This window comes from Streptomyces sp. NBC_00996 (genome assembly GCF_045162675.1).
In the GTDB taxonomy this organism is placed as follows: Bacteria; Actinomycetota; Actinomycetes; order Streptomycetales; family Streptomycetaceae; genus Streptomyces.
The window spans coordinates 8452206-8478198 of record NZ_CP108723.1 but is presented as its reverse complement, the minus strand read 5'-3'; the positions used below and the strand labels follow the sequence as shown (position 1 = coordinate 8478198).

At 71.4% G+C, this 25993-nt stretch carries 26 protein-coding genes, 1 tRNA gene and 3 pseudogenes; 13 read left to right on the top strand and 17 right to left on the bottom strand.

Annotated features, from left to right (window positions below; genetic code table 11):
- Positions 1-138: 138 nt before the first annotated feature.
- Positions 139-1944, bottom strand: coding sequence for a S8 family serine peptidase (locus OG390_RS39475; protein ID WP_406174626.1), 1806 nt, complete (start codon positions 1942-1944; stop codon positions 139-141).
- A 432-nt stretch (positions 1945-2376) separates the two neighbouring features.
- Here OG390_RS39475 and OG390_RS39470 point away from each other — a divergent pair, with 432 nt between their 5' ends.
- Positions 2377-3294: a lytic polysaccharide monooxygenase gene (locus OG390_RS39470; RefSeq protein ID WP_406174624.1), complete on the top strand. Its 918-nt coding sequence runs from the start codon at positions 2377-2379 to the stop codon at positions 3292-3294.
- 4 nt (positions 3295-3298) lie between these two features.
- Here OG390_RS39470 and OG390_RS39465 read toward each other — a convergent pair whose 3' ends face one another.
- Positions 3299-3964, bottom strand: coding sequence for a Tat pathway signal sequence domain protein (locus tag OG390_RS39465; protein ID WP_406174622.1), 666 nt, complete (start codon positions 3962-3964; stop codon positions 3299-3301).
- A 602-nt stretch (positions 3965-4566) separates the two neighbouring features.
- Here OG390_RS39465 and OG390_RS39460 point away from each other — a divergent pair.
- The 3 genes from OG390_RS39460 (at position 4567) to OG390_RS39450 (ending at position 7043) form a co-directional block, all read left to right on the top strand.
- Positions 4567-5250, top strand: coding sequence for a DUF6230 family protein (locus OG390_RS39460; RefSeq protein ID WP_399084696.1), 684 nt, complete (start codon positions 4567-4569; stop codon positions 5248-5250).
- On the top strand, positions 5250-5669 hold the full coding sequence (locus tag OG390_RS39455; protein WP_406174620.1) for a DUF6114 domain-containing protein: 420 nt from the start codon (positions 5250-5252) through the stop codon (positions 5667-5669). The genes OG390_RS39460 and OG390_RS39455 overlap by 1 nt, the downstream gene beginning before the upstream one ends.
- 129 nt (positions 5670-5798) lie before the next feature.
- A complete protein-coding gene (locus OG390_RS39450) occupies positions 5799-7043 on the top strand; it encodes a cytochrome P450 (protein ID WP_406174618.1) in 1245 nt (414 codons plus the stop codon).
- A 7-nt stretch (positions 7044-7050) separates the two neighbouring features.
- Here OG390_RS39450 and OG390_RS39445 read toward each other — a convergent pair whose 3' ends face one another.
- The 5 genes from OG390_RS39445 to OG390_RS39425 are packed head-to-tail and all read right to left on the bottom strand — an operon-like array spanning position 7051 to position 11071.
- Entirely contained in the window at positions 7051-8391 is a 1341-nt protein-coding gene (locus OG390_RS39445; protein WP_406174617.1) for a cytochrome P450, read from the bottom strand.
- Positions 8388-9005 (bottom strand): GTP-binding protein, encoded by a 618-nt coding sequence (locus tag OG390_RS39440; RefSeq protein WP_406174615.1) that lies wholly within the window; start codon positions 9003-9005, stop codon positions 8388-8390. The genes OG390_RS39445 and OG390_RS39440 overlap by 4 nt, the downstream gene beginning before the upstream one ends.
- Positions 8983-9342, bottom strand: a complete 360-nt coding sequence (locus OG390_RS39435) for a DUF742 domain-containing protein (protein WP_406174613.1) — start codon at positions 9340-9342, stop codon at positions 8983-8985. Before OG390_RS39435 ends, OG390_RS39440 begins: the two co-directional genes overlap by 23 nt.
- The gene (locus OG390_RS39430) at positions 9339-9752 is read right to left on the bottom strand and encodes a roadblock/LC7 domain-containing protein (protein WP_189188415.1); all 414 of its coding nucleotides are present in this window, start codon (positions 9750-9752) and stop codon (positions 9339-9341) included. Before OG390_RS39430 ends, OG390_RS39435 begins: the two co-directional genes overlap by 4 nt.
- Positions 9749-11071 carry an ATP-binding protein gene (locus tag OG390_RS39425; RefSeq protein WP_406174611.1) on the bottom strand — a complete coding sequence of 441 codons (1323 nt, stop codon included), beginning with the start codon at positions 11069-11071 and terminating at the stop codon, positions 9749-9751. Before OG390_RS39425 ends, OG390_RS39430 begins: the two co-directional genes overlap by 4 nt.
- 240 nt (positions 11072-11311) lie before the next feature.
- Here OG390_RS39425 and OG390_RS39420 point away from each other — a divergent pair, with 240 nt between their 5' ends.
- Positions 11312-12253, top strand: a complete 942-nt coding sequence (locus OG390_RS39420) for a helix-turn-helix domain-containing protein (protein WP_406174609.1) — start codon at positions 11312-11314, stop codon at positions 12251-12253.
- Between the two features lie 81 nt (positions 12254-12334).
- Here OG390_RS39420 and OG390_RS39415 read toward each other — a convergent pair whose 3' ends face one another.
- Positions 12335-13414: a helix-turn-helix domain-containing protein gene (locus OG390_RS39415; RefSeq protein ID WP_406174608.1), complete on the bottom strand. Its 1080-nt coding sequence runs from the start codon at positions 13412-13414 to the stop codon at positions 12335-12337.
- A 314-nt stretch (positions 13415-13728) separates the two neighbouring features.
- Entirely contained in the window at positions 13729-14742 is a 1014-nt protein-coding gene (locus OG390_RS39410) for an alpha/beta hydrolase (protein ID WP_399084726.1), read from the bottom strand.
- 192 nt (positions 14743-14934) lie between these two features.
- Between OG390_RS39410 and OG390_RS39405 the strand changes: the two genes are divergently transcribed.
- From OG390_RS39405 to OG390_RS39390, 4 genes and pseudogenes are all read left to right on the top strand, one after another.
- The gene (locus tag OG390_RS39405; protein ID WP_406178132.1) at positions 14935-15612 is read left to right on the top strand and encodes an SAM-dependent methyltransferase; all 678 of its coding nucleotides are present in this window, start codon (positions 14935-14937) and stop codon (positions 15610-15612) included.
- 75 nt (positions 15613-15687) lie between these two features.
- A complete protein-coding gene (locus OG390_RS39400; protein WP_406178399.1) occupies positions 15688-16260 on the top strand; it encodes a hypothetical protein in 573 nt (190 codons plus the stop codon).
- Positions 16215-16562, top strand: a pseudogene (locus OG390_RS39395) (glycosyltransferase family 39 protein); the annotation flags it as partial. The gene OG390_RS39400 and the pseudogene OG390_RS39395, both read left to right, overlap by 46 nt.
- Positions 16562-16768 carry a hypothetical protein gene (locus tag OG390_RS39390; protein ID WP_406174606.1) on the top strand — a complete coding sequence of 69 codons (207 nt, stop codon included), beginning with the start codon at positions 16562-16564 and terminating at the stop codon, positions 16766-16768. The pseudogene OG390_RS39395 and the gene OG390_RS39390, both read left to right, overlap by 1 nt.
- Positions 16769-16799: 31 nt before the next feature.
- On the opposite strand, the gene OG390_RS39385 is transcribed toward OG390_RS39390, so the two are convergent.
- Together OG390_RS39385 and OG390_RS39380 are read right to left on the bottom strand one after the other, a co-directional pair.
- Positions 16800-18326, bottom strand: a complete 1527-nt coding sequence (locus OG390_RS39385) for a hypothetical protein (protein WP_406174604.1) — start codon at positions 18324-18326, stop codon at positions 16800-16802.
- A 66-nt stretch (positions 18327-18392) separates the two neighbouring features.
- Positions 18393-18527 (bottom strand): hypothetical protein, encoded by a 135-nt coding sequence (locus tag OG390_RS39380; protein WP_406174603.1) that lies wholly within the window; start codon positions 18525-18527, stop codon positions 18393-18395.
- A 360-nt stretch (positions 18528-18887) separates the two neighbouring features.
- Between OG390_RS39380 and OG390_RS39375 the strand changes: the two genes are divergently transcribed.
- The 4 genes and pseudogenes from OG390_RS39375 to OG390_RS39360 all read left to right on the top strand — a co-directional run bounded on the left by OG390_RS39375 (position 18888) and on the right by OG390_RS39360 (position 21862).
- Positions 18888-19889: a YbhN family protein gene (locus OG390_RS39375; RefSeq protein ID WP_406174601.1), complete on the top strand. Its 1002-nt coding sequence runs from the start codon at positions 18888-18890 to the stop codon at positions 19887-19889.
- Between the two features lie 363 nt (positions 19890-20252).
- Positions 20253-20326: transfer RNA gene (locus OG390_RS39370), tRNA-Met, on the top strand.
- A gap of 41 nt (positions 20327-20367) precedes the next feature.
- Positions 20368-20598, top strand: a pseudogene (locus OG390_RS39365) (hypothetical protein); the annotation flags it as partial.
- 151 nt (positions 20599-20749) lie between these two features.
- On the top strand, positions 20750-21862 hold the full coding sequence (locus OG390_RS39360) for an MMPL family transporter (RefSeq protein WP_406174600.1): 1113 nt from the start codon (positions 20750-20752) through the stop codon (positions 21860-21862).
- 139 nt (positions 21863-22001) lie between these two features.
- On the opposite strand, the gene OG390_RS39355 is transcribed toward OG390_RS39360, so the two are convergent.
- From OG390_RS39355 to OG390_RS39330, 6 genes and pseudogenes are all read right to left on the bottom strand, one after another.
- The gene (locus tag OG390_RS39355; RefSeq protein ID WP_406178131.1) at positions 22002-22136 is read right to left on the bottom strand and encodes a hemolysin III family protein; all 135 of its coding nucleotides are present in this window, start codon (positions 22134-22136) and stop codon (positions 22002-22004) included.
- A pseudogene (locus OG390_RS39350) lies at positions 22128-22442 on the bottom strand (NAD(P)-binding protein); the annotation flags it as partial. The gene OG390_RS39355 and the pseudogene OG390_RS39350, both read right to left, overlap by 9 nt.
- A 208-nt stretch (positions 22443-22650) precedes the next feature.
- A complete protein-coding gene (locus tag OG390_RS39345; RefSeq protein WP_406174598.1) occupies positions 22651-23220 on the bottom strand; it encodes a hypothetical protein in 570 nt (189 codons plus the stop codon).
- Between the two features lie 116 nt (positions 23221-23336).
- Complete coding sequence (locus OG390_RS39340) at positions 23337-23525, bottom strand: YbdD/YjiX family protein (RefSeq protein WP_406174596.1); 189 nt, start codon at positions 23523-23525, stop codon at positions 23337-23339.
- A complete protein-coding gene (locus OG390_RS39335) occupies positions 23522-25675 on the bottom strand; it encodes a carbon starvation CstA family protein (RefSeq protein ID WP_406178129.1) in 2154 nt (717 codons plus the stop codon). The genes OG390_RS39340 and OG390_RS39335 overlap by 4 nt, the downstream gene beginning before the upstream one ends.
- 76 nt (positions 25676-25751) lie before the next feature.
- Complete coding sequence (locus OG390_RS39330; RefSeq protein ID WP_399084747.1) at positions 25752-25973, bottom strand: DUF3311 domain-containing protein; 222 nt, start codon at positions 25971-25973, stop codon at positions 25752-25754.
- Positions 25974-25993: the final 20 nt, after the last annotated feature.

Here is a 25993-nt window from a genome sequence, read left to right as displayed (position 1 = left end):
CGCCGCACCGACCGAAAGCCCAAGTACATCCAGTACGAGGACTTCCGGCCGGCACTCCCCCCAGCCTTCGGCCGGGGGGACCCCCAGAGCACGCACCGGACGCCGCTCCTCAACGGGCAAACCCTGGCCGACGCGGCACTAGAAGGTCAGCTTCCAGCCGTTGAGCGTGCCGGTGTCCTGCGCGGCCACGTCCTGGACGCGCAGCTTCCAGGTGCCGTTGGCCGTCTCGCTGGAGGCGTCGACCGTGTAGGTGGCGCTGACGTTGTCCGCGGAGTCCGAGGAGCTGGAGGACTTCAGACGATACGTCGAGCCGTCGGGCGCGACCAGGTCGATGACGAGGTCACCGCGGTAGGTGTGGGTGATGTCGACGCCGATCTGGAGGGCGGAGGGCGCGTTGCCGCTGCGGCCGCTGACCGCGATCGACGACTCGACGGCGGAGCCGGCGTCCGGGATCGACAGGGCGGTGGTGTTGGAGAAGGTGGTGTCACCGGTCGAGCCGCCGCTCGACGCCACCGCCTGGACGGTCTTGGTCGCGTCCGCGAGTCCTGCGCCGCAACCGCCCGAGCAAGTACCGGGCAGGGCACGGGCGTTGGCCTTGACAGCCGATTCGATCTGCGCCGGGGTCAGCGACGGGTTCGCCGACTTCATCAGCGCCACCAGGCCGACGATGTGCGGGGTGGCCATGCTGGTGCCCTGGTAGTACGCGTACGACTCCGAAGACGGCGTCTTCGTACCGGAGTTGAGCGTGGACAGGATGCCGTTGGCGGTGCCGGTGCTCATCTCGCCGCCGGGGGCCGCGATGTCGACGATCGGGCCGTAGTTGGAGTACGAGGCCCGGGAGCCGGTACGGCCGGTGGCGGCGACGGTGATGACGTTGCTGCAGCTCGCCGGGGAGTACTTGGAGGCGTTGTCGTTGTCGTTGCCCGCGGCCACCACGACCGTCGTACCGCGGTTCACGGCGGCGTTGATGGCGCTCTGGGTGGCGGAGGTGCAGGCGCCCGAGCCGCCGAGGCTCATGTTGATGACCTTGGCGACGTTGGTGTTGGCCGGGACCCCGGAGACGCTGCCGCCCGACGCCCAGGTGATGGCGTCGATGATGTCGGAGTCGTAGCCGCCGCACTTGCCGAGGACGCGCAGCGGGGAGATCTTCGCGTTGTACGCGATGCCCGCGACGCCCTTGTTGTTGTTGGTGACTGCGGCGATGGTGCCCGCCACGTGGGTGCCGTGCCAGGACGAGCTGCTGGAGCCGGTGCCCGTGCCGCACTCGTCGGTCGCGTACCAGTCGCCCGGGTCGGCCGGGTTGCTGTCGCGCCCGTCGCCGTCGACCGAGACCGCCGTGTCGGAGATGAAGTCGTAGCCACCGACGATGTTCGCGGCGACGTCGGAGTGGGCCACGTAGCCGGTGTCGATGACGGCGACGGTCACCCCGCTGCCGGTGGACGTGGACCAGGCGCCCGGGACGCGCATGCCCGCCGTGGATTCGAACAGGTCCCACTGCTTGGCGTACTCGGTGTCGTTCGGGTCCGCCTGCGGCTTGTTGAGGCGGTCCGGTACGACGTAGGCGACCTGCGGGTCGGCCTGGTACTGCGCGATGACGTCGGCGACATCCGCTTTCTTGAGCTCGGTGCCGAGGTCGACCAGGGCCGCGCCGGTGCCGAGACGGCGCTGGAAGTCGAGGTCCTCGCCGGCCTTCTCGCCCTTGACCCGGGCGTCGGCGTCGGCGGCCTTGTTGGACTTGGCCTCGGGGGCACCGGACTTGTAGCCGACGATCAGGCGCTCCGCCGGGTCGGCGGCCGCCTGCGCGGTGTGGGTGCCCCGCACGGTCTCGGTGGACGACTGTGCGGCCACCGTGGTGGTCGTTCCGGCCAGCAGCGCGGCGGATATCGCGGCGACGGACAGCAGCTTCCGTCTGCCGGAGGGAGAGGGGGAGGGGGAGGGACGCAAGGGCTTGCCTTTCGGGCCCGGCTCCGGGCAGCGCGGTGCGATGCGGAGCAGCGGTCGATTCGCTTCGTCGTCGAAGCGGCGGGGGGTGCAAAACCAGAAAGCGGCGCGGTGACCGGCCATGCGCGTGCGACCCGGCGAGGGGTTTCCTGTGGGTCGCCTGTGCTCGAACGATAGGCAAAGGCCAGGTAAGAGGGATACAGGGGAAACCCTCGATCTGGCCGGTAACCGACCCTCACGTCGGGGCAGTTGGCCAAGAAAATGCCGTTTCGCGCATATCGCGGTGCTGAACGTTCGGCCCCGCGGCCCCGTACTTCACGGTGCCCCGAGCCAGGAGTGCGTCCAGGCCGCGCGCGGTGGCATCCGCCGCGACGGCTCCCAGCCACGCGCCGCATTCCCGGTCCGCTTCGCCGACGTACCGAGGAGACCCACCGGATGACCGCCTACCGCTCCGCCACCGCGGCCGCTGTCGCCGTGGCGGCTCCGCTGCTCCTCGCGACGTGGGCCGCGGCGCCCGCCCGGGCGCACGGCGCGCCGACGTATCCGGTCAGCCGGGTCGCGGCCTGCTCGCCCGAGGGCGGAAGTCTGATCCGGACCGCGGCCTGCAAGTCGGCGATCGCCGCGAACGGCGCGCCCTTCACGGCCTGGGACAACCTCAGGGTGGCCGGCGTCAACGGCAGGGACCGCCAGGTGATTCCCGACGGGCAGCTGTGCAGCGGGGGCCTGCCCGCCTACAAGGGCCTCGACCTCGCCCGCGCGGACTGGCCCTCGACCCGGTTGAGGCCCGGCGGGAGCTTCACCCTCACGTACAGCTCGACGATCCCGCACACGGGGACCTTCAAGCTGTATCTGACCAAGCCGGGTTACGACCCGACCCGACCCCTGAAGTGGTCCGACCTGCCGGCGCAGCCGTTCGCCACCGCCACCGACCCGGCTCTGGTGAACGGCGCCTACCGCATCAAGGCCACACTGCCGTCCGACCGGACCGGCCGCCAGATGCTGTACACGATCTGGCAGAACTCGAGCACGACCGATACGTATTACTCGTGCTCGGACGTCGTTCTGTCCGGCGGACACGAGGCGTCGACGCCCGCGGCTCAGAACACCCGTAGGTCGTCGGCACCGGCGAAGCGGACGCCCACGCCGGCGCGGACGACCACGTCGCCGTCACCGACGACCGAGTCGCCGTCACTGGTGACCACGGCACCGGCCCGGGAGACCGCGCCGGATCATCTGGCGCCCGCCGCCGACAGCACGTCGGGCGGTAGCGCCGCGCTCCCCCTCGTGGCCGGGGGGACCGCGGCACTCCTCCTCACCGCGGGGGTCGCCGTCACCATCCGGCGCCGCCGCTGAGCGGTCAATTGACGAAGACTGCCGGGCTCCCGGACTGGCCGGTGTCCGTGACAGGCGCGTACTTGGCGGTGAAGTAGCCGTTGGCGAAGCACAGGGACGAGCCGGAGGTCTTCGTGAACTGCTGGTTGGTGAAGGCGATGCTGTTGTCCGTGTTGCTCGCCGTCCCGGACAGGCTGGGTGCCTGGTAGACACAGGTGATGCTGCCCAGCAGGGTGCGCAGCTTGACCGTGGTCTGAATGGTGGAGCCGGCCCCGGGAGTGACGGTGACGGTGCCGTCGGAGGCCACGGTGGTGGTGTACGGCAGGTTGTCGACCGTGATGCTGGTGACGCCGAGCACGCCGGTCACGTTGCTGGTGCACGTGCTGCTGTCGAAGGTGTGCCCGGTGAGCGACTCGGTGGCCACACCGGGGGCCGCCGGGTTGTCGCCGACGGTGGCGGTGAAGGTCGACGAGGAGCAGGAGACACCGCTCGTGCCGGTGCTGCTCGAGTAGAGCGTGGCCGCGGTGCCGCTCGCCAGCGAGGCGCTGAGGACGTCCCCGGTGGCGACGGGCGTTCCGCCCGCGGCGCCTGTGGTGAGCACCGGGGTGTCGGCCGCGGAGGCGGGGACGGCCGCGGACACCGAGAGCGCCGCGGCGACGCCGACGAGGGCAAGGAGGGATCGAGTACGCATGGGGGGTGCCTCTTCTCCGAAGGGGTGTGGGGTGCCTGGCCGCGCGGGGGCGCGGGGCGTGCGGGGGTGAACCGCCGCCGGGCCGTGGCGCCTTCTCCGTACGCCACGGACCGGCAGCGACAGCCGGGCGACCGGACACGGCCCAGGGGGGAAGGCGACCGCGCCGGTGCCACGGGGTGGGGGGTGGACAAGGGGGCGCACTGCGCGATCGGACATGTCACGACAGCCCCGTACAGGTCGGGGTCCGGGAGGTGACTTGCGCGCACCGCAAGGGATCCGGCGCCACGGATCCGTGGGAAACAAGGGAGAGTTGTAGACCTGGTGAAGGGTCAACGTCAAGGCGGAGCAAGGAAGTTGAAGGTCAACGCGGCCATGTCACGGTGTCGTGTTCACAGGCACCGCACAACCAACACTCTTTTCCCACAGGTCACTTGACCCGTGAATGTAACCCCGGGTAACTTCCTCGGCGGCTACTGCCGCGTAACGAGAAAGCCCTTGCGTCCTCCGGGAGAGGCGAGGAGGCGTGCGCGGCAGCCGCTGTCCGCGCCAGGACAACGTGCCACTGGACCCCTACCCGCATCGACCATGCCCAGGGAGCAGACATGGCCTCGTCCTCGGACGCCACGGCGTCCAACGGTTCCACCCCCGAGACCCCCGAGAGCGCGGAAAGCGGTTCCGCCACCGACGCGTCGGACAGACGCGGTCGGGTCCGGCTGCGCCGCGCCGCCGTGATGGCGGTGCCTGCCACCGCGATCGCCGCGGGGCTGATGATCCTCACCGCCCAGGGCGCCCTGGGCGTCCAGTTCGCCATCTCCGGCATGCCGTTCACTGTCACGGCGACGGAGCTCAACGGCACTGGCTTCGAGCAGTTCGGCGGCCTCGACAACATGGCGGAGGGCAGCCCGAACGCCGGCGACACCGGCGGCCAGGTTCTGGTCGTCACCTCCGCGATCAAGAACGCGACGCTCACCAAGCTGTGCCAGAGCGTCGACCTGGGCGGCACGAACCTGCTCATCACCGCGGGCAGCGGCTCGGACAAGGTGCAGGCAAGCCATCTGACCACCGACTCGACCGAGCTGTCGGGTGACGCCTCCTTCGACAACATCGAGATCGGCAACGACGCCAGCACGCTCGACAAGGCCGGAGTCCAGGGCCCCAAGGGCGTGTTCAGCCAGCAGGCCGACACCGTGCGCATCGCGAACCTGCGTCAGACCAACTACGCCACCACGGCAGCGGTGTTCAAGCTCCCCGGTCTCAAACTCCGCTTCAGCGACACGGGTTGCTGATGTCCTCCGCCCGGAACCTGAGGTCCGGTTTCCGGCAGTGGCGCGCGCACCGCCCCTTCTGGGGCGGTCTGCTGCTCACCCTGGCCGGGGCGGAGATCCTCCTCACCGAGAAGGCGTCCCTGAAGGTCGTCATGCACATCGGCATGCAGGGCCTGGCCGGTTACCTTCTCCCCACCCTGATGCTGCTCTGCGGCCTGCTGGTCCTCTTCAACCCCACCCAGCGCCTCTTCTACTCCCTGCTCGGCATCCTCCTCTCCCTCGGCACGTGGCTCACCTCCAACCTGGGCGGCTTCCTCGTCGGCCTGCTCCTCGGAGCCACCGGCAGCTGCCTCGCCTTCGGCTGGCTCCCGGACCAGCAGCCACGCAGGCGACTGCTGCGGAGCCGCCGTGAACAGCAGCGGGCGGCGACCGAGTCCTAGAAGCACTTGCGTGTATGCGCAGGGAAGTTGCCCGCGGACGAACTTGGCGTCAGGCGGTCTCGCTGGGGAACCGTACTCCCGCGTAGCGTGACGTGCCGTGTTGACGTTCGAGTGCCAGGGAGGCTCCCGATGGGAAACCCAAGCCCCTTAGTGATAGACGCGACAGGCCGCGACATTCACGCAGAAGCCGCCCGCATCCGCGCCAGGGGGCCGGCGACCCTCGTGGCGCTCCCCGGTGGCGTGGAGGCCTGGGCGGTCAGCAGTCCTGATCTGCTCAAGCGGCTGCTGACCGATCCCCGGGTGTCCAAGGACGCCCGGCAGCACTGGCCCCGGCTCGCGAACGGGGAGATCACACCGGACTGGCCGCTGTTCACCTGGGTCGCCGTGCAGAACATGTTCACCGCGTACGGCGGCGACCACAAACGCCTGCGCATCCTGGTCTCCAAGGCGTTCACCGCACGCCGGACGGCCGCGCTCCAGCCCCGTATCGAGGAGATCACCGAGCGGCTCCTCGACCGGATCGCGGAGGCCGGGCGCGAGTCCCGGGTCGTCGATCTGCGCGAGGAACTCTGCTACCCGCTGCCGATCCAGGTGATCAGTGAGCTGTTCGGCCTGCCCGAGGAGCGGGGGCCCGAGCTGCGGCGGCTGGTGGACCGCATCTTCGACACCTCCGCCGACCCGGGCGAGATGACCGCCGCCTACGAGCGGTTGTACGTCGTGCTGGCCGAACTCGTCGCCGCCAAGCGGGAGTCACCCGGCGACGACCTGACCACCGGGCTGATCGCGGCCCGCGACGAGGAGGGCAGCACACAGCTCAGCGAGCAGGAGCTCCTCGACACCCTGGTGCTGATGATCAGCGCCGGGCACGAGACCACGGTCAACCTCATCGACAACGCCGTGCACGCCCTGCTCACCCGGCCGGAGCAGCTCGCGCACGTCCGCGCGGGCCGCGCCACCTGGGACGACGTGATCGAGGAGACCCTGCGGGTGGACGCGCCGGTCGCGAGCCTGCCCCTGCGGTACGCCGTGGAGGACCTGCCGCTCGCCGATCTCGGCGGCCCGGACGACATCGTGATCGGCAAGGGCGAGGCGATCCTCGCCGCGTACGCCGCCGCCGGTCGAGACACCGAGCGGCACGGCAAGGACGCCGACCGCTTCGATGTCACCCGCGCCGACAAGGAGCACCTCGCCTTCGGCTACGGCGTGCACCACTGCCTGGGTGCCCCGCTGGGCCGCCTGGAGGCCCGCGTCGCGCTCCCGGCGCTCTTCGACCGGTTCCCCGATCTCCGACTCGCCGTGCTCTCCGAGGAGTTGCGGCCGGTGGACTCCTTCATCTCCAACGGCCACCGCTCCCTGCCCGCCAGGATCGGGTAGACGCAGGTCACTCCCCGCGCCACCACGCCAGCAGCCGGGCCCAGCCGCTCCTCGGCCGGTCGGGCGCCTCGGAGGGCGGCTCCGTGGCGGGTGCCGGAACGGCACTCGCGTGCGGCTGCCGCTCGCCGTCGGGCCGTACGACCGTCGTGGTGGGCGGGAAGCGTACGGGCAGCGCGGCGAGCGCGCGGTGGAACGGGCCCGGTCGCCAGACCAACTCCCCTACGGGAACGGTCAGTTCGACGTCGGGCAGGCGGTCCAGGAGTTTCTCCACCGCGACCGCCGCGATCAGCCGGGCCGGGCTCTGCGCCGGGCAGTTGTGCGGGCCCGCGCTCCACGCCAAGTGGGCACGGTTGCCCGCCCGCTGATCGGACGTCAGGGACGGATCGGTGTTCGCGGCGGCGAGACTCACGACCAGCGGACGGCCCTCGCACAGCGGCACGCCCTCGTAGACGACGTCGTGCATCGGATAGTGCACGGCGTAGTTGGCCATCGGCGGGTCGGTCCACAGCACCTCGTCCAGGGCGTCCTCCACCGGCAGGCTGCCGCCGGACAGGTCGCCCCCGAAGCGGTCGTCGGACAGCAGCAGCCGCAGACTGTTCGCGATCAGGTTCTGCTGGGGCTCGGTGCCGGCGCCCATCAGCACGACGAGGGTGTGGATCATCTCCTCGTCGGTGAGCCCGGCGGGGTGCGCCATCAGCCACGACGTCATGTCGTGCCCGGGTTCGGCCCGCTTCAGCGTGACCAGGTCGAGCAGCGTGGTGGAAAGCAGCTCGTTCGCCTTCTCGGCGTCCACCCCGTCGAAGATCCCGGACATGCCCTCGACCAGCCGCACACCGTAGTCGGCGGGGCAGCCGAAGAGGTGGTTGAAGACGAGCAGCGGCAGGACCTGGGCGTACTCGCCGAGCAGATCCGCGGTGCCGAGCGGCGCGAACCGGTCGATGAGCGTGTCGGCGCTGCGCTCCACATAACCGCGCAGGGTGTTCGGCTCCACCCGGGCCAGACTGTCGGTGATCGCGCCGCGCAGCCGGCGGTGCTCCTCTCCATCCGTGAACAGCGCGTTGGGCCGGTACATCATCATCGGCACGACCGGGCTGTCCATCGGGACCGTGCCGTCGGCCAGGTCCCTCCAGCGGCGGGGGTCCTTGGAGAAGGTCTCCGGGCTGCGCAGGACATGCAGGGCGGCCTCGTACGAGGTGACGAGCGTCGCCTGGACTCCGGGAGCCAGTTCCACGGGGGCGGTCGGTCCGAGCCTGCGCAGCCGCTGGTAGACGGCGGCCGGGTCGGCCGCGAACTCCGGGCCGTGCAGCGGCTCGTGGAAGGGGCAGCCTGGTGGTGGTACAGCGGTCACGCGTGCTCCAGTTCGCCTGAGCGGCTTTCGCCGGTGCGGGTCAGCAGGTATTCGACGAGGGCGATCAGCGCCTCGGTGGAGGAAACCCGGTCGCGGGCGTCGCAGCGTACGAGCGGGGTCGAGGGCAGCAGGTCGAGGGCCTCGCGCACCTCCTCCAGATCGTGAGCGGGTGCGTCGTCGAAGTCGTTGAGGGCGACGGCATAGGGCAGCCCCAACTCCTCCAGTACACCCATGACTTCGAAGGACTGGTCGAGGCGCCGGGTGTCGGCGAGGACGAGCGCGCCGAGCGCTCCCCGGGTCATGTCCTGCCACAGCTCGGTGAAGCGCTGCTGTCCCGGGGTGCCGAAGAGGTAGAGGACCAAGGCGTCGTTGAGGGTGAGGCGGCCGAAGTCGAGCGCGACCGTGGTGGTCGTCTTGTCCCTGGTACCGGCCAAGTCGTCGACGAGGGCGCCGGCCTGGGTCATGACCTCTTCGGTGCGCAGCGGCCGTATCTCGGACAGCGCGCCGACGAAGGTGGTCTTGCCGACCGCGAAGTGGCCCACGATCAGCAGCTTGACCGCGGTCTGCACACTGGGGCGCAGATAGACGTCGTCAGAGGCGGGCGCGGAGCCCATCGAGCACCTCCTGGAGGATGCGGGTGTCGGAAGGGCGGGCGGAAGGGATGGGCGCGCGGGTGACGATGTGACCGCTGTCCATCAGGTCGGCGATGAGCACCTTGGTGACGCTGACCGGCAGCTCCAGATGCCCGGCCACCTCGGCGACCGACAGCGCTCCGGGCCTGCACAGCTCCATCAGCCGGCGCTTCTCCGGGCTCAGGCCGGTGAGCGGCAGATCGTCGGCGGCGATCAGCAGCGTGACCAGGTCGAGGGTGTTGCGGGACGGGTGCGAGCGGCCGTCCGTGACGACGTACGACCGCACCAGCCGCTCTCCGGGACGGCGCCGGGGCGTCATGCCGGGCTGCCGGCGTCCTGCCGGGCCGGGCTGGTCAGCTCCTTGCCGAGCCGGTCGACCAGCTTGTGCATGCGGTAGGTGACCGCCTCCATGTCGACGTTCTCCGTCGTCGACACCGCGAGATACGCGCCCTCGCCGGCCGCGACGAGGAAGACGTACCCGTGCGCGAACTCGATCAGGGTCTGCCGCCACGGCGTGTTCGGGCTGCCACAGAACTCGGCCGTGCTGCGGCTGATCGACTGCACCCCGGACAGGCCCGCGGCCAGCCGCTCTGCGTCGTCCCGGTCGATGTCGGCGGAGTGGGCCCGCAGCATGCCGTCGGCGGACAGCAGGATCGCGTGCCGCGCCTCCGGCACCTTCAGGACCTCGTCGAGCATCCACCCCAGCTCGTTGGTCATGGGCGCGATCATCCCTGTGTGTTCCCTTCGTTCTCGTGGGGGGCTTCGTCGTCGGCGGAGGCGTCCTGGGCGGCCCGGCCGAAGCGGGTGCCGCGCGCGAACGCGCCCATGCGCCGGGCGTTCTCCTCGGCCGACCGGCCGCCGATCTCCTCGGTCGGCACGGCGGTTCGCTCTTCGGCGGTCGCCGTCGCCTGCGGCGCACGACGCCGCCGTTTGGGCAGTCCTCCGGCCGTGATGGCCTCCGCGGGCTCGGTCGTACGAGGGGACGTACGAGTCGTCGTACGCGCGGGCGTCGGTGTCGGCTCGGCCGGCGGCGGCGCTTGCTGGACCGTGTCCGCGTGGGTGAGCAGGGCCGCCGGTACGAACACCACCGCGCGCACGCCGCCGTACGGGGAGCGCGTGTCCACCGAGACGCTGAATCCGTACCGCGCGGCGAGCACTCCGATGACGGCGAAGCCGAACTGGGGCGGGTCGTCGAGGCGGGTGACGTCCACCGCGTCCCGGCCGGCGAGCAGCGCTGCGGCGTGCTCCGTCGTCTGCCCGTCCATCCCGACGCCCGCGTCGTCGATGATCACGCAGGCACCGTTGTGCACCGACTGCACGTTGACCTCGACGGTCGTGTTCGGCTGCGAGTGGCGGGCCGCGTTGTCCAACAGCTCGGCGACGGCGAGGACCACGGGCTCCACCGCGCGGCTCTCGACGGCGATGTCGACCTGTCCGTTGATCCGGATGCGCCGGTAGTCGCGGACCCGGGAGGTCGCGCCTCGTACGACCTCGATCAGCGCGGAGGTGGCGCGCTGCCGCCCCGGCCAGGAGCCGCACAGGACAGCGATGGCCTGGGCCCGACGCCCGAACTGGGCGTTGGTGTGGTCGATTTCGAGCAGGTCGCGCAGCACGTCGGGGTGATCGTGCCGGTCCTGCATCTCCGAGATGGACACCTGCTGCTCATTGGCGAGGGCCTGGATGGAGCGCATCGACGCCTTCAGGGCGGCCTTCGCGGACTGGTCGGCGCGGGACTGCGCGTGCTCCACGGCTCCGGAGAACCGGTCGAGAACGCTGTCGAGGCACTTCGCGAAGTCCGTGTCGGCGAGCCGGGCGTCGAGCAGACCCACGGCGGGGTGGGGCTGGTGCGGGCCGTCCTCAAGGGCCGGGAGTCGGACCGCGACCAGATGACGCAGCTCCTCGTCCCGGGCCCGCAGCCCTTGTGCCAGCTCGGTGTTGCGGCTGCGCTGCCGCCCGGTGATCCCGCGCTGGCGCAGCAGGAGCACGGTGACGGCGAGCAGGCCGACGGCCACGCACCAGAACGCTGCCTCCGGTATCCGTTCGGTCATGAGTCTTCAAGTCCTCAAATACGTACGTGAGTTGAAGGGAAGGACAGTGGGAAGGGTGGGGGGTGGGTCGCGAGTGGACGCGCCGCACGACGGTAGCCACGCGTCGGCGCCTGCGCTTGCCCCGGCGCGCAAGGAAGTTGCTGTCATACGCACCGGCTGTGTGCACTAGGCTGACGGCGCGTAACTACCGCCAGCCGCACACAGGAGTTGAGGGTGTCGTTGACTGCGGGAAGCTACCTCGTGGAATCACAGTCGACCGGTGCGGTGGATCCGGGCGAGCGGGCCGACTTCTGGAGCGAGCACATCGGCTCCTACCAGTCCCGGATGGGGTACCGGTACGCGCACACCGACAACTTCCGCGGCGAGACGGTCCGCCAGCGCACCGAGGCCTATCAGCTCGTCAGATTCCGGTCCGACGAGATCGAGTACACCAGAACCGCGGGGCAGGTCCGGGCGGACCCCGACGAGGACTACCGCCTGCTGCTCCCGCTCAGCGGAGAGATCGTTCTGCGGCAGGACGGCCAGGAGGCACGGCTGACGCCGGGGACCGGCACGCTGGTCTCTTTCGGGTCCCCCTTCGAGTGCCTCCAGGACGCGTCCACCCAGGCGTTCATCTTCACCATCCCGGCCCGTGAGGTGAACGGCCCGCTGAACCGCAAGTCGCCGCTGGCCACCGGCCTCGACCTGAGCAGAGGCCTCGGCCGCGTGGTCGGCGACATGCTGAACAACCTGCACACCGAACGCGACCACCTCACCGACCCGCAGTTCAACGCCGTCTCCGACCGCATCGTCGAGCTCTTGTGCATGCTCGCCACCGGGGACGACCGCCCCGACGGGTCGAGGCACCTGACCGACGTGGAGACCACGGTCCGCCGCTACGTCCGCGAGCACGCGCCCGACCCCGCCCTCACCGGTACGTCCATGGCCCGCGCCCTCGGCTGGTCCCTGCGCCAGATCCAACTGGCCCTGCAACGGGCGGGCACCACACCGCGCGACCTGATCCGCGAGGAACGCCTCCGGCTCGTCCGTGAGCGCCTCCGATGCGGCGACTGCGAACACCTGACCATCACCGACCTGGCGTACGCCTCCGGCTTCTCCTCGGCGAGCACGCTGAGCACGGCGTTCCGGCAGCGGTTCGGGGTGAGTCCTCGGGAGATGCGGTACGGAGGGCGGCGGCCGTAGCGCGAGCCGTCGCGGCCCGCCGCCGGGTCGCGGCAGTGCGCGTCTCGAAGCACGACGGGCAGGGCGGGCAGCCGACCGCCGTCACCCCGAGGGCAACGCCCGTCCCGTCCCGATGTCCGCCGCTGTTCGCTGCAGCTTCCTTATGGCCAGGGCAAGTTGAAGACGCATGCGCCCTTGGGGGGAGTTCACGTCCCAGCCCAGGATGCGCTCGGCCTGCGCGAGGCGTTCCTGAAGGGTCGAGTGATGCACCGTCAGTTCGGCGGCCGCGGCGCGAAGACTGGGCGCGGAGGCCACGGCATGGAGGGTCGCGGCCGCCCAAGTGGCCTCGGCGACAGCGCGCTCCACGGCGAGCACGTCGGGGATCGGCGGGGTGTCCGGGCCCACGGCGGTGGCGAGCAGGGCCAGACCGCCGAGTTCCTCGGCGTACACGGTGCGCGCCCCGGGATCCTGTGCCGTGCCCTCGGCGGTCAGCCGGAGCGCGGTCCGGGCGGCGGCCCACGACTGCGGGAGTTCGGCCGGCTCGACGGCGGGTCCCACACCGGCCCGCCGCGTCCCGGCTGTGCGCCGACCGGCGGGCACGATTTCCGCGCCACCCTCGTGAAGCGCGACCGCCCGCACCAACTCGGTTCGCTCGAGCCCCAGTTGAGCCGCTGCGTGGGTCCGCACTGCCTGCGGTGCGGACGCGTCCAGCACCACCTCCACCAGCGCGGGGTCGTGCGCCGCGGGTACGGCCGGGGGCCCCCATCCGCGTGTCCGGTCCATGACGTCGCGTACGGCGCGCGCCGCCCGCTCAAGGATCATGGTCTGTACGCCGTCGGGCGGGCCCGGGCGCTCCAGCCAGAGAGCGGCCGGGGCTTCCGGGACGGCGGCGTGGGCGTGGCGGGTCGCCGACGAGTCGGCGGGCTCCAGTGGTGCCCAGGGCCAGGACGGCTCCACGGCCCCGGCGGAGTCGTCGCGCCGCCCGTCCGGCGTGACCCTGATCCGTACACCGCGCCGCTCGTCGACCAGCCGGACGGGGCAGCCGGACAGCACCGCGGCCCCGCGCACCAAGGCCTCCAGGCCGACCCGCCCCTCCGTGAGGCGGTCGAAGTACGCGATGACCTGCAGCGCGGCCCCCGCGTCCGGGTCGAGCGCCGCGAGCCGTCCTGCCAGCTCTTTCACAGGCACCATCCTGCGGCCGTGCCCCCGCCCTGCCAAGCACGGGGGTGTTTCAGCCCGTCCGGCGTTCGAGGACGAGGCGCTCAAGGGCCCAGCGGGGGTATGGGTAGCGGCAGCCCCCCGAATACGGGACGGGCAGGGGCGGCGGGGACGGCCGGGACGGCGGGGACGGCCGGGACGGCGGGGACGGCCGGGACGGCGGGGACGGCCGGGACGGCGGGGACGGCCGGGACGGCGGGGACGGCCGGGACGGCGGGGACGAAAACGTCACCAGCGTGGCATCGACGTCGTACCTCACCCCGGGTCGGCGACGCCGATCAGGCGCCCAGCAGCCGCCGCAACCAGCGCAACCTGGTGGCCCGGCTCTCCTGGGCCAGCGGCACCTGAGGGGCGAACATCTCGAAGCCGTGGAAGCCGCCGGGCCACACGTGCAGTTCGGCGCGGCCACCCGCCTGCCAGAGCCGATCGGCGTATGCGATGTCCTCGTCGCGGAACGTCTCCGCGGAGCCGACGTCGATGAAGGCCGGCGGCAGTCCGGACAGATCGGCCGCCCGGGCGGGGGCCGCGTACGGCGAGACGTCGGGGCCGCCGGCGCCCTCGCCCAGCAGCGCGCCCCAGCCTGTCGCGTTGGCCGTACGGTCCCAGACGCCGAGCCCGGCCATCTGGTGGCCGGACAGCGAGTCGTTGCGGTCGTCCAGCATCGGGCACATCAGCAGCTGGCCGATCAGCTCCGGCCCACCGCGGTCCCGGGCCAGCAGCGCGAGGGCCGCGGCGAGTCCGCCCCCGGCGCTGGCGCCGGCGACGAGGAGGCGGTCGGGGTCGATCCCGAGCTCCTCGGCGTTCGCGGCCGTCCACACCAGCCCTGCGTAGCTGTCCTCGACCGGCGCCGGATGCGGATGCTCGGGGGCGAGCCGGTACTCCACGGACACCACCACAAGGCCCAACTCCTCGGCCCAGTCGAGCGCTTCGGTCACGCCCATCCGGTTGTCGCCGAGCATCATGCCGCCGCCGTGGGTGTAGTACACGGCAGGCAGCAGTGCGCTCGCTCCGGTCGGCCGGCAGATGAGCAGCGATACGTCCGGCGCGCCCGCGGGCCCCGGCACCGACCGCTCCTCGACCTGGAAGGCGCCGTCCCTGCGCAGCTCGTCGTCCGAGGGCCGCATGTGGTTCGTGCCCTCCCGCAGCGCCGGAATCAGCTCCGCCGTGAAACCGGGCGGGATCTCCTCCGCGATCAGCTCCAGCGCGGCCGCCAGCTCCGGGTCGAAAGGCGGCGGCGGAGGGACCTGCCCGGCGGCTGCCCGTCCTGCGGCGATCGTCGGCTCGGCGGTCATGGCGGCTCCTCGCGTCACGGCCACTGCGGTGTGACCAGTGCGTTCATGGTGCCCGGCGGTGCGGCCGGCGGGTACGCGCCGTTCGGCGGGAATCCCCCGCCGAACGGCGGGCGGCCTCGGGTGGTTTTCACCGCCGCCGGGATGACAAGTGTCCTGGGAACCATGAGCGACGAGCTGACGGGAGGGGCGGCGTTGTCCGACAACGGAGGACCGGCCCGGGTCGACACCGGGAGCGCGCACTCCGCGCGCATTTACGACTACATCATCGGCGGCAAGGACTACTTCGCCACCGACAAGGAGGCGGGCGACGCGATGGTGCGGGAATGGCCCGCCCTGCCGGTGCACGGACGGTCGCGCCTGGGGGTCCGGGCGCCGACCACCCCCGTCAGCGTGCGGCGTACGGCGGTGAGGCGCTCGAAGACTCGCCGAATCCCCGGCCGCGGGGGGACGGGTTCGCGCCGGCGCCGCGCGGCCGAGAACACCCTCGCGCTACGGGGGCGTGAGCAGAACAGGGCCGGCCCTCCCCCGCGGAGGCGTCAGATCTGCCACCGTCGGCACTCGGTCACGGTCCGCCTGCTCAAGCGCATCACCGCGACCCGTCGCGGGCGCGGACGGCCGTCGCGCCCGCGCCCCGCTGCCCCGAGAACCGCTGTTCGACCGCGAGTTGGACGTCGTACGCCTGGTCGCCTCGGCCGTATCAACGCCTGGATCGCCGCGTCGATGTACGCCTCCCGGTCGACGGTGAAGACGCACGTCGCCTGCGTTCAGCCGAAGTTCCCGGTGCGGAACCGGGTGGGGAATCGCCGCCCGGGCCTGGCGAACCGACCACGCGGGCACTCCCCCGTAGGCCGTGTCGGACCCCTGGCTTGATGCCACTGCCCGATCGGATCATTCTTGTACATATGGTGACCTTGCCGGGCGATGGGGGGCGGGCTAACACGGCCGGTGACGCCATGGCAGTGGTCGACGCACGAGGGATCGAACAAGGCCGCCACCAGTATCGGTACACGGCTGGACGTGATCCACACCGCCCGGGAGCTGGCCGAGCTCGCGGTGCCCCAGCTGGCGGACTTCGCCAGCGTGGACCTCTTGGACTCGGTGCTCCAGGGCGAGGAACCCGTCGCCGGCCCGGTGGCCGACGATCTGCAGCTGCGCCGCGTCGCACACCACTCCCGCACCGCCGGCGTACCCGAGGCGGCCATCGACCTGGGCGCCGCGGACGTCTATCCGCCCTCCTCGCCGCCTGCCCACGCGCTGGCCACCGGCGCCGCGGTGCTCACCAGGACCGGCGAGGCGGACCTCGACACCTGGCTCGCGCGGCACGACGAGCGGGCCGCCAAACTGCGGGAGTGCGACGACAGGGAGTTCTCACTGATGGCCGTACCGCTGGTGGCGCGCGGTACCGCCCTCGGCGTGGCGGTCTTCGTACGGCTGCTCGCCCCTCGGAGCCCCGATGCCTTCGGCCAGGCCTGGTCAGGCGGGCCTTCGGCCCGGTGGCGGCGACGATCGCCGCACTGACGCTGGCCCTGACCCCGATCACCGTCGCCATCACCCGCGACACCAACCCGGACCCGATCCTGGTCTTCCTGATGCTGCTCGGCGCGGCGGGTCTGCTGAAGGCCGTCCGCACCGGCCGGCTGATGCCGCTCGTCTGGTCCGCCGTCGCGATCGGCTTCGCGTTCAACACCAAGATGATGCAGGCGTACGTCGTCCTGCCGGCCTTCTTCCTGGTCTACCTCTGGGCCGCGCGGGGCGGCCTGGGCAGGCGGATCCGCAACCTCGCCGTCGCCACGGTGGCGCTGGTCGTGAGCAGTGCCTGGTGAAGCCCGGCACGCTGCACTACATCATGATCAGCGGCAACGGCGGACAGGGCACCGACTCCGAGATCGCCACCTGGGTCGAGAAGCACGGCACGGCCGTCAAGTCCTCGGAGTACAGCTCCAGTTCGTCGACGTCCACGTCGAGTACGTCGACCTCGTCGAGCACGAGCGGTCTGTACCGACTGGACGCGTCCGACGTCGGCTGATGGAGCCGCACGCCCTGGCCCCGCCCGGTGATTACCGGGCTGGGCCCGCGCATGCCGCGGTCGCCGACCGCGCCGGCACCAGACGCACCTGGTTCGCCGGCAGCTTCACCGGCTGCTCGGCCGTCCGGTCCCACAGGACGGCCGAGCCGTCGACGACCCCGAACGACAGGTAGGGCCTCGCGGGTCGGAGCCTGGGACCTTCTCCGGACAGCCGGGACAGGGAGACCACGGGCTCGACACATGTCCACTCCGGCCGGACGCCGAAGTAGGCCGGTGGGTCCTCGCCGGCCTTCGCGGCGGCGGTCGTGCGGTCCACGGCCGCCCGGGCCGAGTCGAGGGCAAGGCCCGCGGCCCCGCCGAACATGAGGAGCAACAGCAGGACGTAGAGAACGACGTTGAATCCGTCGCCCGGCGTTGCGTAGAAGTGATGCCGGTGCCGGGCGTAACCCCACCAGGCGGGTACCGCCATGACCACGCTCAACAGCACCAACAGCTTGACGGCGGCGGCCACCTGCCAGATGCCCGGAACGTCGAGGTCGTCCGGCGAGAGATCGAGCCCGTCCGCGTACAGCGCGTGCAGGACCGACCCAGCCGCGAGGAACGACGAGGCGGCGAGCGTCACCACGAGCGGCACCGCCCAGGCCACCCACTCACCCCACGTCCACTGCCGCACGAGCAGCCGCAGACCACCGAGCACGGCGACCAGGGCGACGGTGACCAGGACCTGCATCCGCGTCCAGCCCCGACCGTGCCCGTCGAGCACCCCGAGCGCCATGGTGGCGAACACCGCGACGGCCACAGCGGCGATGACCGCGCCCGCCCCTCGCCCCCGCCGATAGAGCCGCGTCCCCGACCACACTGCGCCCGCCAGGCCGAGCACCACCGCACCGCACCAGAACGCACGCACCGCGCCCCCGCGTCCGGACGTGAACACCAGCGAGGCAGCGGCGAGGAGCGTCCAGCAGACCATCCGGAACAGGCGGCGCTCCCCCTCCTCCTCGGGCCAGTAGCCCACGTTCGCACGCCACCGCCCGTCGAGCGGGCGCACGGCCACCGGCGTCGATGCGACATGGCCCGACGTGCCGTCGGCACGAGCGAGGCGCAGCGCCTGCGAGGGACTCCCGGAGACCCGTGTCTGCGTGTCGTACCGCCCCAGTCGCACGGCATACCGGTCGGCGAGCCGACGCACCCGGGACCCGCGCCCCGCACGCCGGTGGGCCGTGCTGACGACCTTCCAGTGCGTGAACATCTCCCGGTCCCGCACCATCGGTTCGGCACGCCGTACGTACGCTTCGAGACGAGCGGCGCGCATCACCTTGCGCACGCGGTGCGCGGCTCCTCGGTCGCACCCCTTGGCCGCTCCGAAGAGCCGCACCTCCACCTCGTACACGCGCGAGGAGGGATCGGGTGCCAGCACCCCTGTCAACGGCCCCTCGCCACAAGGATGATGACCTCGAACGGGCCAGCCGTGCGCGTCGAATCGCCGCTCGGCCTCCTCCCAGTCGTGCGCCCCGCCCCGCACCTCGACCAGCGTCAACACCCGCTGGTCGTATCGCACTTGCGCCACCTGGTTCGCTTCCCCTCCGCCTGCGAGCTCTCGCGGAACGATATGGTCGCAGCCCGTTCACGCGGCGGCGAGCCGCACGAACGAGCGGACGAGCGGCGAGGTGCCGGCGCGAAGGACCACGCCGACCGGATCCGAGCGCAGCACCCGGAGGGTGATGCCGCTGCCGTCGAACGGCGTCCGGATCAGGGCCACGTCGACCCCGACACGCGCCCTGCACCGAGCACCCAGCGCTTCTGTCCGCACCCTCCTGCCGATCCTCGAGATGTTCCGCCGCACCGGAGTCGCATGCCTCGAAGACGCGCGGCTCACCAGGCCCGTACACATCACCTGCGTCGGGAGCACGCGGTGCGAGAGACGAGGGCGGGCCGCGCCGGGAGCACGCGGTGCGAGAGACGGGGGTGGGCCGCGTCGCCCACCCGCCCGCGCTCCTTCGGCTCCCGGACACCATGGCGTCACACCGGGCGGGCACGTTTCCGCCGTCCCCTCCTGCCTCGCCTTGTATCCGTCCGCCCCGCACCGCGCGGTGCGCGACGTGGAAGGACGACGTGCGCCGTGTCCCTGCTCCCGCTCGATGAACTCCCCGGGCCGCTCCCCGCTCCGGCCCCCGTCCGCTCCCCCTCCGCCGCACGCCTGGCCGGCCGGGTGCTGAGTCTGGTCCCGCTCCTGCTGATCGGCGCGTGGGCGGCGGTCGACCGGCACGCGGTGTCCGACGGCGCCGCCCGGCTGGCCTCCGCCGACCCCTGGTGGCTGCTCTCCGGGCTCTTCTTCACCTGCCTGGGCTGGGTGGCCGCCGCGGTCGTCCGACAGGGAGCCATACCGGAACGGCTTCCGCCGGGGCCGCTGCTCGCCTCGCAGTTCGCCGCCGGTGCCGCGAACCATGTGCTTCCGGCGAGCATCGGCGCGCACGCGGTCACCCTGCGCTTCCTGCAGCGCCACGGCATCCCCCTCGCGCGGGCCACCGCCTCGCTCGCCCTGTACTCGCTGGTCAAACCGATCGCGAAGACGCTGGTGCTCCTGGTCTTCGTGGTGGCCTTCCCCGACCTGCTGCGACTCGGTCAACTCGCCCCGGACGAGCGGACGTTGCTCGTGATCGCCGGGGGCGTGACCATCGGCCTGACCGTGCCGGCCCTGCTCATCACGGTGGTACGTCCGCTGCGCCGCCCCGTCCTCGACCTCGTACGCACCGCTCTGACCGACGTACGGCTGCTGCACTCCCGGCCCAGCCGCGTCCTCGCCCTCTGGGGCGGCTCGGCCATCGCCCCGGTGCTCCAGGCGAGCGTGATCGCCTCGGTCGGGGCCTCGCTGGGTCTGCCGCTGTCCTGGCCACAGGTGGTCTTCGCGTTCCTCGCCGCCAGCACCGCGGTCGGAGCAGTGCCCGCGCCGGGCGGCATCGGCCCCGTGGACGCTGCCCTGGTGTTCACCATGGTCGCGCTGGACGCCCCCCTGGACCTGTCCACCGCGACCGTCATCGGCTACCGCGTCCTGACGATCTGGCTGCCCCTGCTGCCGGGTGCATTCGTGCTCTCGGCCCTCGTGCACCGCAAGGCGCTGTGACGTCATCGGCACCTGGCAGGTGACCATCGCCGTCCCGCATCCGCGAGCACACCCGAACAGGAGGAGCGATCACGCTCGCCGGCTCATCAAGGGGCTGGCGTCGGCACCCGGCGCCTCACCGAACCGCCGGTTGCGCGGCGGCAGACGAGTCGGCGTCCGCCTTCCCGTCTCTGGCGCACCAGCAAGGAGATCCCGATCATCCTGGCCTTCGCCCAGGCCGCATCAGAAGTGGCGCCGGGGTCCGGCGTGAAGGCCCGCCCGGACTCGGGGCCCGCTCCGAGCTGATCGCACCGCCGGTGCCGCTCATGGAGGGCGATCTTGGTGTGAGGGCCGCGAATTCTGGCGTAGGGTGGGGTCATCCGACGCGGGGTGGAGCAGCTCGGTAGCTCGCTGGGCTCATAACCCAGAGGTCGCAGGTTCAAATCCTGTCCCCGCTACTGAAACCCGAGGGGCCGACGATTTCGCCGGCCCCTCGGTCATGTCCCGCGCACGGAAGGTGGGCCCGCGGGCCGAGGCGGGAATCGGAGCCGACTCCCGGGCCCGAGGCCAAAGGCTCCACCGCCCTTCCCTGTCAAGTGCTTGTGTTCAGGCCCGCGTGATCGACACCGCCTCGAAGCCAGCCTCGCTGTCGGCGGCGCTGTCGGTCATCGGCATCCCCTTCCTCACCGTGATGGGGCTCGGCGCGGCCGGCGCGGTCGCCATCGCGGTACTGGCCGCCACCACGCTGCTGCCCGCCATCGCCGGGGTTCGCCGGATCCCGGCTGGTCCCCAAGACGGGCAGCCGCGCCGAAGGCCGCGCCCGCCACGCCGCCGAACCCTCGGCCAAGGACACCCTCGGCGGCCGCTGGATCAAACTCGTCATGGCCAAGCCCCTGCTGACCGTCCTTGCCACAGCCGGTGTCCTGCTCACCCTCGCCGTGCCGGCCCTGGATCTGCGCCTGTCGCTGCCGGACAACGGATCCGCTGCGACATCCTCCAGCGAGCGCATGGCCTACGACGCCATCACCGCCAAGTTCGGTCCCGGCTTCAACGGCCCCCTGCTGGTCGTCACCGACACGCACGGCACGGACGCGGCCGCCGCCTCGGTGAACGTCGCCACCCGGTTGGCCACCCTGCCGGGCGTCAAGGTCGTCTCCCCGCCCGCACCCACGGCCGATCCCGGCCAGCACGTCATCCAGGTCATCCCCACCACCGGTCCCGAGGACACGAGCACCGACCGGCTCGTCAGCGACATCCGCGCGGCCGGCGCCGAGATCCACCGCTCCACCGGCACGAGCGTAGCCGTGACGGGCACCGCCGCCGTCAACATCGACGTCTCCAAGCGGCTCGGCGACTCACTGCTGCCGTTCGTGGCCATCGTGATCGGGCTCAGCCTGGTCCTGCTGATGATCGTCTTCCGGTCGGTCGTCATCCCGCTGAAGGCCACCGTCGGCTTCCTGCTGTCGGCGGCCGCCGCCCTCGGGGCCGTTGTCGCGCTGTTCAGCTGGGGCTGGGGCGCCGGAATGCTCGGCGTACCCCACAGCGGACCCGTCGTCAGCTTCCTGCCCATCATCCTCATCGGCGTCCTGTTCGGCCTGGCCATGGACTACGAGGTCTTCCTGGTCGCCGGCATGCGCGAGGAGTGGACCCAGACCCGCCGGGCCCGCCAGTCCGTGGTGGACGGTGCCCGGCACAGCACTCGTGTTGTCACGGCCGCGGCCCTGATCATGTTCGCCGTCTTCGCGGGCTTCTTCTCGCTGGACGACGCGATCATCAAGCCCATCGCCTTCTCCCTCGCCATCGGCGGCGCCATAGACGCGTTCGCCGTCCGCATGACGCTGGTCCCCGCCGTTCTCACACTGGTCGGACGCCACGCCTGGTGGCTGCCCGCCCGGCTCGACAAGGTCTTGCCCGATCTGGACATCGAGGGCACCAGCCTCACCGAGAGGCCCCAACCCAGTGCCGCCGAGCGTCAATCCGCCGCGGTGCGCTGACCTCGCGCGCAAGAACAGGAGTCAGCCCCCGGTGCGGACCACAGCGCCGGGGGCTGATGTCGAATGCTCGCCGGGACGGGCAGCCTGGGAGGTGCAGGACGGCAGGGGCCCCGGTCCGATTCAGGTGTGTATCGCCGCTTCAGGGTCGGCAGACGACGATGAGGACAGCCGCGTAGTGGGCGCAGTACCCGGCCAGGGTGAAGGCGTGGAAGATCTCGTGGAAGCCGAACCAGCGCGGCCAGGGGTCGGGGCGCCGGACGGCGTAGAACTCGATCCGCTCCGTCAGCCCGTACGCCTCGGCAAAGGATGTCAGGTAGGTAAGGATCTGAGTGTGCGGCGGGTAGTCCGCGAACCGGTCCGGCATCGGCCAGCCGCCGTAGCCCGAAAGGGTCTTACTGGAGATGAAGTGCGCCGACTCGTACATCGGGCTACCGGGATTGTCGATGTCCCACAGGCCCCCGACGCCCGTGTGTCGCTCGATATGCGTATAGCGGAGATTCCGCTCCGTCAGCGCCCTCGCGACCGCCAGCCCGGCTGGTCCCGCCCCGATCACACAAGTGTCGTGCTGGGTCTCTTTCACAAGCCCGCCTTCTTTCTCGTCACGCTCCTGCGGCCTTGAAAAGAACGTATTCACCAGCCGTTCAGCGGGAACTGGCCCGGGCGGCCACATGGGGGACCGCAGCGGCCAACCGCCTGCTGGCCATGGGGACGTCCGAAGCCGGTGTGGCCGGCCAGGAGCCGGTCGATCGCCTCGCGAATGCGAGCGCGTTCGTCGTCGTGCTGGGCCGTCATGTGGAGACCTCGGCTTTGCTGGCAGTGGTGTCGTGGGCGTCGGCGGTCCCGCGGAGCCGGTTCGCGTTGTGGTGCAGCCTCTTGCGGGTGCCGTTGGGTGCGTGGGCGGCGAGCTGGTCGATCTCGTCGGCGCGTTCACGCAGTTGGCGGGCGTGGGTGTCGGTGCGGACGGCGTTGCCGCAGCCGGGGCGGCAGTCGTTGAGGGTGGGGACGGTGTCGTCGGGGGTGCGAGCACAGAGGGCGGTGTCGCGTTTGAAGGCGCAGATCAGGTAGGCGTCGGGGTTGTCGTGCAGAACGATGCCGTCGCGGGCGAGATGGGCGGCGGCCTGTTTGGCGAACTTGGTGCTGGTCAAGCGGCCTTCGAAACGGGGCGCGTGGGCAGCGGCGGTGATGGCGCGTCGGGCGGCGGGGCCGGAGATGTTCTCGCCGGCGTCGATGCGATCGCGCAGGTGGGCTGCGGTGTCGGCGGCGGCAAGCGCGGTTTCGATGTCCAAGACGCTATGGATGCCGCCTCGGCTGCGGGAGCCGTATCCGTTGGCGGTGTGGGTGTCGAGCATGGTGCGCATGTGCCCGTACTGGATCGCCAGGGCGACCAGGCCGCCGGGGCGGCGGGCGATGTGCCAGGCCAGACTGCGGCGGAATCGACTCGAGGCGCGCCCGCCCCGCGGTTCGGGGTCGTGCGTCAGCAGCAGCGGGCCTGGGGGTGGGCCTCCCGGTGGAGCGTGCGCAGCACCTCGTACTCCCGGCGGGTCGGCACGGGGGCGAGCGGGTGGTGGCGCCGGTGCCGCTCGCAGTAGCGGTCGTACTCCGCCTCCCCGGTCAGCTCGCGCAGGTACCAGCGCACGGCCCGGGCCCACCGCGGCACGCTCATGGGCGGGCTCCCACCAGCGGCTGCGCCGTCTGCTCGGGCACATCGATGCGGGATTCGGCGTACGGCGCCTCGGTCGTCGGCAGGGGTACGGGGGAACGTACGGCCCGGACGCACACCACCGCCGCGTTGCCGATCACCACGGCGACCAGCAGCAGGAACAGCGCGATCAGGACGCCGTCGACCGTGGAGTTGGAGACCACGGTGTGCATGTCGTCGAGGGTCTTGGCGGGCGGCAGGACCTGGCCGGCATCGAGGGCGTCGGCGTACCGCGTGCGCTGGGCGAAGAAACCGACGCGGGGATCGTCGGAGAAGATCTTCTGCCAGCCGGCGGTGAAGGTGACGGCGACGACCCAGGCCAGGGGGACGCCGGTCACCCAGGCCCAGCGCAGCCGTCCGGACTTGATCAGGACCGTGGTGCAGACGGTGAGGGCGATCGCGGCGAGCAGCTGGTTGGCGATGCCGAAGAGCGGGAACAGTTGGTTGATTCCGCCCAGCGGGTCGGTGGCGCCGGAGTGGAGGAAGTAGCCCCAGGCGGCCACGACGAGTCCGCTGCACAGCCAGATGCCCGGCTTCCAGTTGACCCGGCCGATCGGCTTCCAGACGTTGCCGAGCATGTCCTGGAGCATGAAGCGCCCGACCCGGGTGCCGGCATCGACCGTCGTCAGGATGAACAGCGCCTCGAACATGATCGCGAAGTGGTACCAGAAGGCCTTCAGCGCGGTGCCGCCGAAGACACCGGAGAAGATCTCCGACATGCCGACGGCGAGGGTCGGGGCGCCGCCGGAGCGGGCGATCAGGGTCTGCTCCTCCACCGCGCCGGCCGCGTGTGTCAGTTGGTCGGGGGTAATGGTGAAACCGAGCCCGGCCACGGCGTGGGAGGCGGATTCGGCCGTGGTGCCGAGCAGACCCGCGGGGGCGTTCATCGCGTAGTACAGGCCCGGTTCCAGGGTGGCCGCGGCGATCAGCGCCATGATCGCGACGAACGACTCCATCAGCATCGCGCCGTAGCCGATCAGCCGGACCTGTGACTCCTTCTGGATCAGCTTCGGGGTGGTGCCGGAAGCGACGAGGGAGTGGAAGCCGGAGAGCGCGCCGCACGCGATGGTGATGAAGAGGAAGGGGAAGAGGGAGCCGGCGAAGACCGGGCCCGCGCCCGAGGAGGCGAAGTCGCTGACCGCGTCCGCGCGCAGGACGGGCGCGGCGACCACGACCCCGACCGCGAGCAGCGCGATGGTGCCGATCTTCATGAAGGTGGAGAGGTAGTCCCGCGGGGCGAGCAGCATCCAGACCGGCAGTACGGAGGCGACGAAGCCGTATCCGATCAGGCAGAAGACCAAGGTCGTGGGGCTGAGCGTGAAGGTGTCGGCCAGCGAGGACTTCTCGATCCAGCCGCCGCCGACGATGGCGAGGAGCAGCAGCGCCACGCCGATCACGCTGGCCTCCATCACCCGGCCCGGGCGCAGGATGTGCAGCCACAGGCCCATGAACAGGGCGATGGGGATGGTCATGGCCACCGAGAAGGTGCCCCACGGGGAGTGGGCGAGGGCGTTGACCACGACCAGGGCCAGCACACCGAGCAGGATGATCATGATGGCGAAGACCGCGATCAGGGCTGCCGCGCCACCGGCCCGGCCGATCTCGTCACGAGCCATCTGCCCGAGCGACTTGCCGTCCCGCCGCATCGACAGGAACAGCACCACCATGTCCTGCACCGCCCCGGCGAAGATCACCCCGGCCACGATCCACAGGGTGCCGGGCAGATAGCCCATCTGCGCCGCGAGCACCGGGCCCACCAGCGGTCCGGCGCCGGCGATCGCGGCGAAGTGGTGGCCGAGCAGCACCCGGCGGTCGGTGGGCTGGAAGTCGACGCCGTCCTCCAGACGTTCGGCGGGGGTGGCCCGGCGGTCGTCCGGCTTCAGCACCCGGCGGACGATGAAGCGGGAGTAGAAGCGGTAGGCGATGGCGTACGAACCGAGGGCGGCGACGACCAGCCAGACCGCGGAGATCTTCTCGCCCCGGGCCAGGGCGAGGACGCCCCAGCCGACGGCGCCGAGCAGGGCCACGGCGGTCCACAGCAGGACGGCGCGCGGGGTCGGACGGGGCCGTGCGGGCGACGGGCCCACCGGCGCCGGGAGACCGGATTCGGGCATGGCGGATTTGGGCATGGCGGCTCCTCACCTCGGGAGGTGTTGCGGTGAAAGGGGTACAGCTACCTGCTGGGCCGGATCAGGGATCGTCGCGTTCGTGCCTGGTCAGCGCGTACGCGGCGAGCAGGCACAGCCCGCAGCCCGGTACCCAGGCGAGTTGGTACCAGTAGAAGAACGGCGTCCCCGCGAGCCGTGGGCTCGCACCGGCGTACCAGGGGACCCACAGCAGGCCTGCCGTGGGCGCGAGAAGCAGTACGGCGATGGCGACGTGTCGTAGCCGGTGACGAACGGTGGGTGCCATGACCTGCTCTCCTCTCCCCC